Below are 13,194 nucleotides of genomic sequence, written 5' to 3'. Positions count from 1 at the left end.
CCGGGGAGTCGGCAAAATTGACGGACCGAACGGAGTCACCGTTCGGCCCGACGAAGGGGTGGAGACCTGTTCAGAGGACGTTACCGGTGGCGCTGGAGAACGCGCCGGCACGCGGGGCGTGATTCGCGGATCGCGGGATCCGTCGCGTCGTACGGGATTCGGGATCAGACTGGCTCGACGCGCCACGTCGTCGCACTCGTGTACGACCACTTCTCGATCTCGAGGTCGCTGACCGAATCGGAGAGTTTGACCATCAGTGCGCCGATCTCTTTGGGGGACATTCCGACGTCGTCGGCGATGAATTTTCCTTTGAAGTACAGCTCTCCTTCTGCTGCACGTTCACGCAGGTAGCGTTTGAGGCGGCGTTCCTTGCTTTCCGTGGAGGATTGGGCTGTCGTGCTCATCGACATCAACTCCTTGTAGGGAAGATATGTTATAAAGGGTGGATGGTTAGCGAGATTTCGATTGTGTTCAACGATCTGGGGGGTAACAGACGTTTCATTCCCATTTATGATAATCTTTACGAGCGTTTTAGAGGAGTCTAGACGTTTTAAAACTCTCTCTAACGCGTTATCTCCATCAAAAAACTTCGTGATCGATAGAGAGTCACGTTTCAGTGCCTGTGGAGTATTTCGAACGACGATGGCATGAATATAATGCTCACGATCGCTCGTGGACCCAGAACTCGTCCTCGACCGTCACTTCCTTCTTAAACAGCGGAACTTCGTCTTTCAGCCGGTTGATTCCGTCTTCGACGGTTCGAAAGGCCTCTCCGCGGTGGCCGGCGAGGACGACGACGAAGACGATGTCCTCGCCGTCCTCGACGACGCCGGTCCGGTGGTGGAGTTCGACTTCGAGGACGCCGTCCCGCGCCTCGAGATCCGTTTCGAGGGCGGCCATGCGTTCGTCCGCGACGCCCTCGTACTTCTCGAACTCGAGGAACTGTGTCCGCGAGTCGTCCGCGTCGTCTTTCGCGCGCACCCGTCCGGTGAACGTCGCGATCGCGCCCGCGCGATCCGCCTTCGGTGACCGTTTGACGCGGTCGACCAGCGACTCGAGGGTCTCGTAGGCTTCCGTCTCCGCCAGCGCGGTCGCGACCGCCTCGACGTCGAGGTCGCCGTCGTTCTCGACGGCCGCGATGGTGTCGCCGTCGACGTCGCTCGAGCCGACGACGACTGTCGGGTATCGGAGACCGTCGACGCCGACGACGATCGCGTAGTCGCAGTCGATCGCTAACTGATCGAGCGCGCCGCCGACGGTCATTCCCGTTCCGGTCGCGGTCCAGTCGCCGTCGGCGCCCAGATCGTAGATGACGTCGCCGCCGACCGCCGTCGGTTCGTGGGTGTGCATTCCGTCCGCGATCGTCGCGTCGTACCTGATGACGCCGACGCGCCCCTCCTGTGCGAGTCGATCGACGGTTCGGTTGACGACCCGCTCGAGTGCGTCGCCGTCGGCACCGCGATCGATGATCCCGAGTACGTGCATGTCTGAGAGATGGTGGCGTCGGACTTTGTAGCTGTCGACGCCGACGCACGTCACCGGACTCGATCCCGTTCGAGAACCGATCCCGTGTTCGAGTGAGACACGCGCGCAGCCAGCCAGTTGGCAACTCTTAAGATAGCAACCCGGTTACACCGGATTAGCATGAAAGTGGTCGTCTCTATTGGCGGAAGCGTGCTCGTGCCCGAACTCGGGACGGATCGGGTAGCCGAACACGCGGCCGTCGTCGAAGACCTCGTCGCGGACGGCTGTCGCGTCGGTGCCGTCGTCGGGGGCGGCGGCGTCGCCCGCGAGTACATCAGCGCCGCTCGCGATCTGGGGGCCAACGAGATCGAACTCGATCAGCTGGGGATCGACGTCACCCGGCTCAACGCGCGTCTACTGATCGCCGCACTGAGCAGCGGCTCAGTCATCGCGCCGGCCAAAAACTACGAGGAAGCCGGCGAATCGCTTCAACGCGCGGGAATATCCATTATGGGTGGCGTCGCACCGGCCCAGACGACTGACGCCGTCGGTGCCGCCCTCGCGGAGTACGTCGACGCCGATCTGCTCGTCTACGCGACGAGTGTCCCCGGCGTCTACAGCGACGATCCCAACGAAAACGCCGAGGCGACGAAGTACGACAGCCTCACCGCGACGGAACTCGTCGACGTGATCGCCGGCCTCGAGATGAACGCCGGAGCCTCGGCACCCGTCGACCTGCTGGCGGCGAAGATCATCGAGCGTTCGGGCATGCGCACGATCGTCCTCGACGGCACCGACCCGGACCGAATCTCGCGTGCCGTCCGATACGGGGAACACGACGGGACCAACATCATCCCCGAGGGCGCGGGCGAGGAACCGACCTACTGGGCGCAGGACGAACGATGAGCACCGAACACGACGGCGGGGAGGAGACCCCGGACGCCGAGAGTCCCTACACCCTTCAGCGCGAGGACGGCGACGACGCGCGCCACGCCTTCTGGGCGGACACCGTTGCGGATCGGATCGAAAACCGGGACCCGGACGACCCGATCGTCGTCAAGGGCGGCATCTCGCCGTCGGGCGTCCCCCATCTCGGCAACGTCAACGAGCTCATGCGGGGCTACTACGTCGCCGAAGTCCTGCGCGAGCGCGGTCACGAGGTCCGCCAGGTCTTCACCGCCGACGACCGGGACCCGCTCCGAAAGCTGCCGCGGACGCTCTGTGATCTCGAGGGGAATCTCGTCGATCTCGGCGAGGTCGACGCGGGCGCGCTCGGACGAAACCTCGGCGCGCCGTACACGGACGTTCCGGACCCCTTCGGCTGCTGTGACTCCTACGGCGAACACTTCTCGACCATCATTCAGGACAGCGCCGACGCCGTCGACGTCCCGATCGAACTGATTTCGAACACGGAGCTGTACGAGTCCGGCGACCTCGAGGACGTGACGCGGTACGTCCTCGAGAACCGAGAGCGCGCCCGCGACGTGCTCTCGCAGTACCAGGATAAGGTCGACGCGGACTACATCCCCTTCAATCCGATCTGCGAGGACTGCGGGAAGGTCACGGAAACGGTGACAAGCGTCAATTTGGATGGCGAGGCGCGAAGCGCCTCGGATAGTCGAGCGGGGAGCGAAGCGACCCGCGAGACAGGCGAGCCGCCGACCGTCGACTACCGCTGTACCGACATGGACGCCGGCGAGCAGACGATTTCGGGCTGCGGACACGAGGGCACCGCGACCCTGCGCGAGGGCAAGCTGCCGTGGCGCTTCGAGTGGCCCGCGCAGTGGCAGGTACTCGGCGTCGACTTCGAGCCCTTCGGCAAGGACCACGCCGAGGGCTCCTGGCCCAGCGGACAGGACATCGCGCGCAACGTCCTCGGGATCGAACCGCCCGTTCCGATGGTCTACGAGTGGTTCACCCTCGAGGGCGAGCCCTTCTCCTCGTCGGCGGGCAACGTCATCCTCGTCTCGGACGTCCTCGAACTCTTAGAGCCCGAAGTCCTGCGCTACTTCTTCGCGAAAGACCCCTCGAAGGCCCGGGACTTCAGCATCGAACGCCTCGATCAATTGGTCGACGAGTTCGACCGTCTCGAGGCGATCTACTTCGACGAGATCGACGCGAGCGAGGACGAGACGGCATTCGCGAAGCGAGTGTACCCGCTCGTGGTCGAGGGGGCGGCTACTGCCGCCAGTTCAGAGCGCGCGGACGGGCCGCGCGAGGAGCGCATTCGGCTCCCCTACACCTTCGCCGCCGTGCTCGGAATGACCGACGACCCCGACCTGCGCGAGGAGATCGCCCGACGCGAGGGGCACATCCCCGAAGACGCCCCCGAGTGGGCGATCGAGGGCGCACTCGAGCGAGTCGAACGGGCCCGAAACTGGGCGCGACGCACCGAAAACGAGTTCGATTACGAACTCAAGCGCTCCGAGATCCCCGACCACGACTTCGACGAGAACACCGAGGCCGCGCTCGAGGAGCTCGCCGACTTCATCGAGGCGGGCCACGAACCCGACGAGATCCAGAGCGAGATCTACGAGACGGCGCGCCGTCACGACGTCGACGTCGGCGACTTCTTCGGCGCGGGCTACCGGCTCTTCTTCGACGAACAGCAGGGACCGAAGCTCGGGTCGTTCCTCGCGAAAGTCGACCGCGAGTTCGTCGTCGGCCGATTACGCCGGGAACGGTGAACCTGACAGACCCCCTCCTCGAATCGGTACGAGAGTGACCGGATAGACAAAAGCCCTTTGAGAACGCCCCCCGGAAATACGGTAGATGGATTACGGCTCCCCCGCTGTCGTTTCGGTTCCCGAACTCTACGGCTCGGAGACGCTGACGTGGGTCGTCATCGGCCTCCTCGTCTACTGGTTCGCTATTATCGCGCTCAAGCGAGCCGATCTCCTGCCGGAGTACGTCGGGACTCAGGGACCGATTCTCACGTTTCATACCAAACGCGGCCGAGCGTTTCTCGATCGGCTCTCGAAGCCCAAACGCTTCTGGCGCGCCTGGGCGAACATCGGCGTCGGTATCGCCATCGTCGTCATGGCGACCATGTTCGTCGTCCTTCTCGCCGCCGCGATCTCCGCGATCACGTCGCCACAGCCGGCCGGAAGCGTCCAGCAGCCGCGCAACGTGGTCCCCTTCCCCGGCGTCAACGACTTCCTCCCGGTCTCCGCGACACCCGGTATCGTCGTCGGACTTCTCGTCGGATTAGTCGTCCACGAGGGCGGCCACGGACTCCTCTGTCGCGTCGAGGACATCGGCATCGACTCGATGGGCGTCGCCATGCTCGCGATCATCCCGTTTGGCGCGTTCGTCGAACCCGATCAGGAGAGCAGCAAAAACGCCTCGAGAGGCGGTCAGACGCGGATGTTCGCCGCCGGAGTGACGAACAACTTCGCGGTCACGATACTCGTCTTCGCGCTCCTTTTCGGGCCGATCGTCGGCTCGATCGGCGTCGCTTCGGGTGCTGCGGTCGGCGGCGTTGCGCCCGGTTCGCCTGCGGCATCGGCCGGGATCGAACCCAACGATCGCATCACTGCCGTCGATGACGAGCCCGTCGAGACCAACGACGACCTCGCGGACCGCCTCGAGGCTGCCGACGGCGAACAGGTCGAACTCGAGCTCAACGGCAAGCGAACCGTCCAGGTGAATCGGTCGTTGCTCGTCACCGCAGCGATGGAGAACGGTCCGACAGGGGTGGAAGTCGGTGATACGATCGTCGCGGTAAACGGACAGACGGTCGCGACCGAGGACGCCCTCTACGAAGCGGTCGGCGACGACGAGCGCGTCACGCTGACGATCGATCGCGACGGCGAACGCATCGAGCGAGAGGTTCCGATCGGTGCGGCCGTCGACGTCACCGACGACGGGCCGCTCGAGGGCGCGACCGGAGCGACCGACGAGCCGTTCGTGATCACGTCCGTCGACGGCGAGCGAACGCACACCTACGACGATCTCGAGTCGCTGCTCGAGGAGAGCGAGGCGGGCGACGAAGTTACCGTCGTGGGCTACTTCGGCGACGAGCGCGCTGAGTACGAGGTGACGCTGGACGACCATCCGAGGCAGGATACCGGGTTCCTCGGAATCCTCGGCAACCCCGGCGTATCCGGCTTCGAAGTCAGCGATATCGGCGTTCAGCTCTACCCCGCCGAGGAGTACCTCGCCGTCCTCGGCGGCGACGGGGGAAGCTACGGGCCGATAACCGACTCCTTCTTCGGGAAGATCGGTCTCTCGATACTGCTTCCGGTAATCGGCGTCGTCGGGCTCTTGCCGTTCAACTTCGCCGGCTTTACCGGGGGCATCGAGAACTTCTACGAGGTCCAGGGATCGCTCGCGGCACTCGGGGATAGCACGGTCTTCGTCATCGCAAACCTGCTGTTCTGGACCGGCTGGATCAACATCCAGTTGGGCTTTTTCAACTGTATTCCGGCGTTCCCGCTCGACGGCGGGCACATCCTTCGAACGAGCACCGAGGCGATCGTCTCGCGCCTGCCGTTCGAGACGACGCGCGGACACGTTCGAACCGTGACGACGACGATCGGGCTGACGATGCTCGCCAGCTTCCTCCTGATGCTGTTTCTGCCGTTCCTGACGTAGGCTGGCGCCGTTCGGCCGGCTTCGGTCGATTCGGCTCGCCGTTCCGCGTTCTCGAGGCCTCGTGTCGACGGTTCGTTACCGGTCGGATCCGTCGCCCGCATCCGTCTCGTCGGCTCCGTCCTCGTCGATGCCGTGACGGTCGTAGAACTCCGCCGGCGTCGCCTCGATCCGTTCGAACTCGGTCTCGAAGTGGTGTTCGTGGTGGCGAACGACCTGTTCGACGATCCACGCGCTGAACGTCTCGTCGAACCGCCACTCGCCGTCTTTTTCGGGAATCTCGAACCGATCGTCGGTCGAAAAGGCCGCGTAGACGTGGGAGAAGCCCAGAATAATGTCGGCGAACTCTCGCGCGTTCTCGGTACACCTCGATCGGCGCTGTGTGAGTTCGTCGTCGCCGTCGGCGGTGAGTTCGAAGTACTTCCGGTCGGGTTCGTCCTCGCGCTCGATGCGTTCGGTCCAGCCCTGCTCCTCAAATTTGTAGAGAATGGGGTAAACGGAGCCGTAGGAGGGCTCCCAGTGTCCACCGCTGATCTCGCGGATTTCCTTGAGGATTTCGTAACCGTACCGTGGTTTCTCCTCGAGAAGTTCGAGAACGAGATAGGCGATGAGTCCTTTCGGTGGCCCACTTTTCCGCATGTACGCCGTGCTTTAAACTGGCATCGCTAAAGGGTTTCGGTCACCCCCAATACCGGCGAGCGAGTGTCTGAGGCACGCTATCCGGTGGCCGGTGAATCGGCCCGACTGGCCAACACGGGCCGACGTGTCGGCTCGAAACCCCGTCCTTCTTAGCCTCGCCGACCCAACCCGCGATCATGGAACGACGGCAGCCGCCACAGACCGAAGAGGGCTGGTACGTCCTGCACGATTTCCGGTCGATCGACTGGGACGCCTGGCGCGACGCCCCCGAGCGTCGCCGCTCGCAGGCCATCGACGAGGGTATCGACTACCTCGCCGCCGCCGAGGACGTGGCGGACGCCGACGACGGCGACTCGGCCACGTTCTCGGTGCTCGGTCACAAAGCCGACCTGTTGATCCTCCATCTGCGTCCGACGCTCGAGGACCTCGACACGCTCGAGCGACGGTTCGAGCACACGGCGCTCGCGGCGTTTACCGAACGCGCCGACTCCTACCTCTCGGTGACCGAGGTCTCGGGCTACATGTCCCAGGAGTTCTTCGACGACGACGCGGAGGTCGAAGACACCGGGATGAAACGCTACATCGAGTCGCGGCTCGAACCCGAGATTCCGGACGCCGAGTTCGTGAGTTTCTACCCGATGAGCAAACGTCGCGGTCCCGACCACAACTGGTACGACCTGTCCTTCGAGGAGCGCGCGGACCACCTCTCGAGTCACGGCGAGATCGGCAAGGGGTACGCCGGCCGCGTCACGCAGATCATCTCCGGCAGCATCGGACTCGACGACTTCGAGTGGGGCGTGACCCTGTTCGGCGACGACCCGACCGACGTCAAGGAACTGCTCTACGAGATGCGATTCGATCCCTCGAGTTCCCGTTTCGCCGAGTTCGATCGATTCCTCTCGGCCCGTCGGTTCCCGCCGGAGCACCTCGGTGCGTACCTCGCGGGCGACCCCGTCCCGCAGGAAGGCGGTGCGGACGCACGAGGCCACCCACACGCCGACGGCGAACACGGCGGGCATCACGCCGGCGACTCGCGCGGCGGTCATCACGGCAGTGACTCGAGCGGCCACCACGGTGACGATTCGAGCGAGCACGCACACGGCGATGCGGACGAGGGAGAGACAGGCGTCCGTAGCGAACTTGAGGAGATCGGGGTCTACGCGGGCCAGCCGCACGGCGAGGACGTCCACGCGGTCGTGCTCTATTCCGCGGCGGACGCCGGCGACCTGTTCGACGAGGTCGACGGGCTGCGGACGAACTTCGATCACTACGATACGCACGTGAAGACGGCCGTCTACGACTCACGGGCTGACGACGCGGAGGCCGCGATCGTCAGCCTCTGGGAGACCGAACGCGCCGCGAACACGGCGGCCGGTTTCCTCGCGGATCTCCCCGACATCGTCCGCCAGGCGGGCGACGACGGGGCGTCCGCCGCCGACGGTTCGTGGGGCACGATGGGAATGTTCTACACCGTCGAACCCGACCATCGCGAGGACTTCGTCGACACCTTCGGCGACGTCGCCGGCCTGCTCGCGGACATGGACGGCCACCGGAAGACCGATCTGCTGGCGAACCTCGAGGACGAAAACGACATGTTCATCGCCAGCCGCTGGGACTCCCGCGAGGACGCCATGGCGTTCTTCCGGAGCGACGCCTTTTCGGAGACCGTCGAGTTCGGTCGCGATATCCTCGTGGATCGACCGCGACACGTCTTCCTCGCCTGACCGACTCCTCCTCGAGTCGCCGTTTTCGCGTTCGGCCGCCGTTCTCGGGCCGGCACTGGTCGTTGGTTTCGGACGCGGCGTCTCCGCTCACGTCCCGTCGTAGAAGAAGTAGCCGGCGACGCCCGCGAGACCGAGCACGAGCGTGAGATACGGCCAGTTTCCGGCGTCGTGGTCGGTCACCACGGCGTGACCGGTGACGAAAACCGCGAGGCCGACGTGTGCGACCAGCGTCGCAGCGAGGAACGTAGCGATATCCATTCACCTCGGTGGATTCACGGTGTACCAATAGCCGTTTCGGACCATCCCGGGGGAAAGCTACTCCATGTTAGTCCACGTACACCGACAGTAGTGAAACGACGTGCGCTCTTGGCGGTCGTTCCAGGGATCACCCTCGTCGGCTGTGCGACTCGGCTCGGACTCGTCGAGCGCGTCACGATCACGCAGAAGTCGGTTCGACTCCACCCTCGAGGTGGCGGTGAACCGGTTTACGCGGCCGTGAGGCGCTACGATCCCACGGGAGACGAGGAGGGCCCGTACTATCACGGCGAGATCCACGAAGCGCTCGCCGGCGATATCGAGGAGGGCGCACCGATCACGATCTCCGAGTCCCTCGTGAATCGTCTCAGAGCCCAGTTCGAGACCGTCGAGTTCAGATTCCGCGGCTGTGACACCGACGGCGAGGACTGTCGATACACGGCGCTCGTCCGAGCGGATTTCAATCAGATCGAAACCGGTGATATCGTCGACGTCATCTATCGAAGCTCCGGTGCGGGACTGGTCGCCGTTCACGACCCGTACGGGAGCCGCGACTGACCGGATCGTCGTCCGTTCCTTCGCTCCGATGACCGTGCCTGGCGGTCTCTCGAGTGACGCCGCTGCTAACCGAGCGCGGGAGCAGTCGTACAGAACGGTCCGCCGATAGCCGATCAGGCGTCGATATCGTGATCTGGGTCGTCCTCGACGGAGCGTTTCAGCGAATCGCGGCGAGCTTTCGCGTCTCGAGCGGTCGCCTCGAGCAGGAAGTCGTTTTTGGCGTCGACGGCGTCGGCTGCGGCCTCGAGTTCGTCGGGGCCGAGTTCGGTGGGATCTCGCTCGTAGAATTCGACGGCGAGTTTGTCCTTCTTGCCGGAGTAGTCGACGGCTCCAACGACGATTTTCTCGAAGACGGGGTTGTCGGGCTCGCCGACCACGTACAGGTCGCTCCCCTTGTACTCCTCGGTACCCGTGATCGGTCCGAAATAGTCCACGACTGTCGCTTCCATGTCGGGGATCCGCTCTTCGAGATACTCACCGCGGCGCATCTTGTACTCCTTCATGGATTGGAGATACACGGCGGACTGTTTACCTCTTTTCATAGTCACCGTCGCAGCCGGCTGACAGACGGCTCGAGTGACGGTTGGGAACGGCTGGTGGACGCCTCATCCGAAGGACGGGTTGACGACTCGCGACGTGGAACTCTCGGGTCACCGAACGGTAGTACGAATCCGATCGCACGACACCTGTACGTTTTCGGTGATCGCGACCGGGCGCTGGCGGCGCTGTGCTAGCGGTATTCTCGCTCGCCGAGGTACCCCTTCCGACACTCGGGACAGATGTCGCCGGCCCGAAGCGAGGCCCGGTCGCTGGATGCGACGTAGTCACACCGCGGACAGTAGAACTCGGTCGGAACGTCTTCGCGCGACGCGTCGCCGCTTTCACCGGGTGCCGGTGCCGCCGCCGCTCGCTCGATACCGCTTCCAGCGTCGGCTTCTCGCTCCGCGTCGGCTTCGCTTCCTGCGTTCGGGGGAGTCGGTGCCTCCGTGGTCACCGATCTGGCGTCGGCCGCCGCGGTCGATTCGCTCGCTGCGCTGCCGAGCGTGGTGTCGTCCTCGAGAATCTCGCCGTCGTCCACCACTTCGGTATCCGCGGGGGGCTCAGCGTCGATGGCCGTGGCCGCCTCATCGATGTCGCTTTGCTCGTCGTCCGGCCATTCGGACGGGTCGTTCTCCGTACCGACCGGCGGACCGACGTCCTCGGAGTCGGGCCATTCGCCGTGCTCGCGATCGCGGGGCGTCTCGTCGTCGTCGTCCTCGAGAATCTCGGCGTCGTCGGTTATCGGCTCGCCGTTTTCGTCGGTCGGCACGTCGATGCCGTCATCGGAATCCGGCGATTGAGCGTCGGCGGAAACCGGGTCGTCCGGAGCGCTCTCGTCGCCGGCGGAATCGGCATCGACGAGTTCGGCACCGCCCGCTTCGTCGGTGAATTCGATCTCGGTACCGGTTTCGACGGGCGCGTCGGCCGGCGGTTCGGCGGGTTCAGTATCGACCGATGCGGTCGTGTCGGACTCGAGTTCGGACTCATCGGGGAGCGAGTCGGCGTCCGCCGCGACGGAGATACTCGTTACCTCGGTGTTCTCGCTGATGACGTTTCGCTCGCCACAGCGGACACACTCTTCGTACTCCTGGACGGTTACGACGACCTCACTGCCCCGTTCTTCGCGCTCGCGATCGACTTCGGCGTCACCGTAGTCGTGCCCGAGCAGCGAACATCGCAGGACCATTGTCCCACCGTACCCAGTCACACCATAAAAAACGTGCTGCCTCTCGGAGCCGCGGTCGTGGCGACGAGTCGACGAGTTGGCCGTGAAGGTCGGCGGCCGTCGACCGTCGTTCGTGGACTCGGATCGGCCGTCTGCCCACCGGTCGAACGGCAAACGTCAAATCCCCGGTCGTTGAATACCGATACGGATGAGAGCAAAGCGGGAGTTTCGGGACCGGGGATCGACGGAGGTGGCGGTGCTCGACGCGCTCGTTGACCGCGCTAACGACGGAATGAGCGTCTTCGAACTCCGTGCTGCCGTCGAGGTCGACATCGACGAACTCGAGCAAGCGCTCTCGATGCTGAAACAAGACGGGCTGATTGTCGTCGAGTCCGGAGCCAACGAGACCGTGATCAAACCGGACGAGCGGGTGGTCCCCGACATACCGACCGACGAGGATGACGACGCACAGTCGATCGGCGAGTGGCTCCGCGAGCGACTCCCCTTTTGAATCGAAACGCCTGATAGGCTCAGGCCCGTCCGGATAGCTATGAGCGTCATCGAGTCTATTCATACGGATCACGGGGCGACGTTCGGCGAGCGGGACGGTCGAACGATCGTCGAACACTTCGGCCGCCCCGAGCGAACCCACCGCGCGGTCCGCAACGGCGTCGGCTTACTCGAGATGGCCTACGGCGTGATCGTCGTCGAGGGCGACGACCGCCTCGAGTACGTTGACAACGTCGTTTCGAATCGGGTGCCCGACGAAGACGGGCAGGGCTGTTACGCGCTCGTGCTCGGTCCGCAGGGCGGGATCGAGGTCGAACTCTACGTCTACAACGCGGGCGAGCGGCTGTTGCTCTTCACGCCGCCGTCCGAAGCCGAACCGCTGGCAGAGGACTGGTCCGAGAAGGTGTTCATCCAGGACGTCGACATCAGGGTCGCGACCGACGACTACGCGATCTTCGGCGTCCACGGGCCCCACGCCACCGAGAAGATCGCCAGCGTCCTCAATGGCGCGGCGTCCCCCGACCGGCGTTACTCGTTCATCCGCGGGACGATGGGCGACGAGGGCGTGACCGTCATCCGCACCGACGCGCTCACTGGCGAGGAGAGCTACGAGGTCATATGCGGGGCCGACAACGCCGAAGCCGTCTACAGCACCCTCGAGACGCAGGGGCTCAACGCCGCGCCCTTCGGCTACCGAACGTTCGAGAGCCTCGCGCTCGAGGCCGGCTCGCCCCTGTTCGAGACCGAACTCGAGGGCACCCTCCCGAACGTGCTCGGCCTGCGAAACGCCCTGGACTTCGAGAAGGGCTGTTACGTCGGCCAGGAGGTCGTCTCTCGCGTCGAGAACCGCGGCCAGCCGAGTCGAAAGCTGGTGGGGCTGACGCTCGAGGGCGAATCCGTTCCGGAGCCCGGGGCCGCGATTTTCGACGGTGATAGCTCGGTCGGCGAGGTCACCCGCGCGGGCGAGAGCCCGCTGCTCGAGGACGTTATCGCGCTCGCGCTGGTCGACTACGGCCTCGAGCGCGACGAGCTGACGGTTCGGGTCGGCGGCGAGGAAGCGGCCGCGACGATAACGGAATTGCCGTTCCTCGAGGGCTCCGATCGGTCGGATCGGCTGCCCGAGTATCAGTGAACGGCTGGTTCGGTACAGGTCTCGGGAACCGGACCTCCGCGTGCTTCACTCCGTGACGGCTTCCGCCGCCGGAACTGGCCAGCCACACTCTCAAGGACGACGCGAGCGGTGTGGCGGATATGGGCTCGAGTCACGACACCCCGATCGACGCGAGCACCGACTTCGAGGAACTGTCCGCCCGCCTGCGCACGCAGTCGGAAAAGGCACCCGGCTCCGACACCGCGCGCGTCACGATCCGCTCGCTCGAGGAGATCAACGCCGACTCGCTGTCCGAGTTGCTCGAGGCGGGCGAAAACGACGCGTCCGACCCGTCCGACCTCGTTTTCGTGCTCTCGCGGACCAACGCCGAACTCCTCACGAAACGGGAGTTCGACATCGACGACGTCGACGAACTCGAGGACGTTCTTGGGCGCACAGTACAGGTCGAAGACGGGATGCCCGACGATACGATCCTTCTGCTGGCTCCCGACGCGGTCGACGGCGAGGAGATCCGCGATCCCGACGCCATCGCCTGCGGCATCGTCGGCACCGGCGGCTGAGTCGGTCCGCGCGATCCGGCCGCTCGCCTCGCCCCGTCCACTGCCGCCCGTAGGTCTATCCGCGGGTCGGCTGTG

General features: G+C 64.7%; 14 protein-coding genes. 8 read left to right on the top strand and 6 right to left on the bottom strand.

The genetic code is table 11. The annotated features are described in order from the left end of the window. Positions 1–164 precede the first annotated feature (164 nt). Both DWB23_RS05605 and DWB23_RS05600 read right to left on the bottom strand, forming a co-directional pair. Entirely contained in the window at positions 165–410 is a 246-nt protein-coding gene (locus DWB23_RS05605) for a DUF7123 family protein (protein WP_121741784.1), read from the bottom strand. Between the two features lie 250 nt (positions 411–660). Continuing rightward, positions 661–1,485, bottom strand: a complete 825-nt coding sequence (locus DWB23_RS05600) for a molybdopterin synthase (protein ID WP_121741946.1) — start codon at positions 1,483–1,485, stop codon at positions 661–663. Positions 1,486–1,644: 159 nt separating this feature from the next. Between DWB23_RS05600 and pyrH the strand changes: the two genes are divergently transcribed. The 3 genes from pyrH (at position 1,645) to DWB23_RS05585 (ending at position 6,060) form a co-directional block, all read left to right on the top strand. After that, positions 1,645–2,370, top strand: coding sequence for a UMP kinase (gene pyrH / locus DWB23_RS05595; protein ID WP_121741783.1), 726 nt, complete (start codon positions 1,645–1,647; stop codon positions 2,368–2,370). Next, on the top strand, positions 2,367–4,151 hold the full coding sequence (lysS, locus tag DWB23_RS05590; RefSeq protein WP_121741782.1) for a lysine--tRNA ligase: 1,785 nt from the start codon (positions 2,367–2,369) through the stop codon (positions 4,149–4,151). The genes pyrH and lysS overlap by 4 nt, the downstream gene beginning before the upstream one ends. An 85-nt stretch (positions 4,152–4,236) precedes the next feature. Then, positions 4,237–6,060, top strand: coding sequence for a site-2 protease family protein (locus tag DWB23_RS05585; protein WP_121741781.1), 1,824 nt, complete (start codon positions 4,237–4,239; stop codon positions 6,058–6,060). A 75-nt stretch (positions 6,061–6,135) separates the two neighbouring features. Here DWB23_RS05585 and DWB23_RS05580 read toward each other — a convergent pair whose 3' ends face one another. After that, on the bottom strand, positions 6,136–6,696 hold the full coding sequence (locus DWB23_RS05580) for a PadR family transcriptional regulator (RefSeq protein ID WP_121741780.1): 561 nt from the start codon (positions 6,694–6,696) through the stop codon (positions 6,136–6,138). Positions 6,697–6,872: 176 nt separating this feature from the next. Between DWB23_RS05580 and DWB23_RS05575 the strand changes: the two genes are divergently transcribed. Continuing rightward, positions 6,873–8,420 (top strand): heme-binding protein, encoded by a 1,548-nt coding sequence (locus DWB23_RS05575; RefSeq protein ID WP_121741779.1) that lies wholly within the window; start codon positions 6,873–6,875, stop codon positions 8,418–8,420. A gap of 87 nt (positions 8,421–8,507) precedes the next feature. Here the strand turns inward: DWB23_RS05575 and DWB23_RS22900 are convergent, their stop codons facing one another. Then, positions 8,508–8,678 carry a hypothetical protein gene (locus tag DWB23_RS22900; protein ID WP_162989754.1) on the bottom strand — a complete coding sequence of 57 codons (171 nt, stop codon included), beginning with the start codon at positions 8,676–8,678 and terminating at the stop codon, positions 8,508–8,510. Positions 8,679–8,768: 90 nt separating this feature from the next. Here DWB23_RS22900 and DWB23_RS05570 point away from each other — a divergent pair, with 90 nt between their 5' ends. Then, positions 8,769–9,233 (top strand): hypothetical protein, encoded by a 465-nt coding sequence (locus tag DWB23_RS05570; protein ID WP_121741778.1) that lies wholly within the window; start codon positions 8,769–8,771, stop codon positions 9,231–9,233. 113 nt (positions 9,234–9,346) lie between these two features. Here the strand turns inward: DWB23_RS05570 and DWB23_RS05565 are convergent, their stop codons facing one another. Both DWB23_RS05565 and DWB23_RS05560 read right to left on the bottom strand, forming a co-directional pair. Further along, on the bottom strand, positions 9,347–9,736 hold the full coding sequence (locus DWB23_RS05565; RefSeq protein ID WP_121741777.1) for a DUF5611 family protein: 390 nt from the start codon (positions 9,734–9,736) through the stop codon (positions 9,347–9,349). 227 nt (positions 9,737–9,963) lie between these two features. Further along, the gene (locus DWB23_RS05560; protein WP_121741776.1) at positions 9,964–10,959 is read right to left on the bottom strand and encodes a DUF7093 family protein; all 996 of its coding nucleotides are present in this window, start codon (positions 10,957–10,959) and stop codon (positions 9,964–9,966) included. 187 nt (positions 10,960–11,146) lie between these two features. On the opposite strand from DWB23_RS05560, the gene DWB23_RS05555 reads away from it, so the two are divergent. The 3 genes from DWB23_RS05555 (at position 11,147) to DWB23_RS05545 (ending at position 13,119) form a co-directional block, all read left to right on the top strand. Next, positions 11,147–11,449, top strand: coding sequence for a DUF6432 family protein (locus DWB23_RS05555; RefSeq protein WP_121741775.1), 303 nt, complete (start codon positions 11,147–11,149; stop codon positions 11,447–11,449). A gap of 39 nt (positions 11,450–11,488) precedes the next feature. Beyond that, positions 11,489–12,580 carry a CAF17-like 4Fe-4S cluster assembly/insertion protein YgfZ gene (gene ygfZ / locus DWB23_RS05550; protein WP_121741774.1) on the top strand — a complete coding sequence of 364 codons (1,092 nt, stop codon included), beginning with the start codon at positions 11,489–11,491 and terminating at the stop codon, positions 12,578–12,580. Positions 12,581–12,699: 119 nt separating this feature from the next. Then, positions 12,700–13,119 (top strand): hypothetical protein, encoded by a 420-nt coding sequence (locus tag DWB23_RS05545; protein WP_121741773.1) that lies wholly within the window; start codon positions 12,700–12,702, stop codon positions 13,117–13,119. Positions 13,120–13,194: the final 75 nt, after the last annotated feature.

Origin of the sequence: Natronorubrum halophilum (assembly GCF_003670115.1) — an archaeon.
GTDB lineage: Archaea > Halobacteriota > Halobacteria > Halobacteriales > Natrialbaceae > Natronorubrum > Natronorubrum halophilum.
This window is presented reverse-complemented; position numbering and strand designations above follow the sequence as displayed.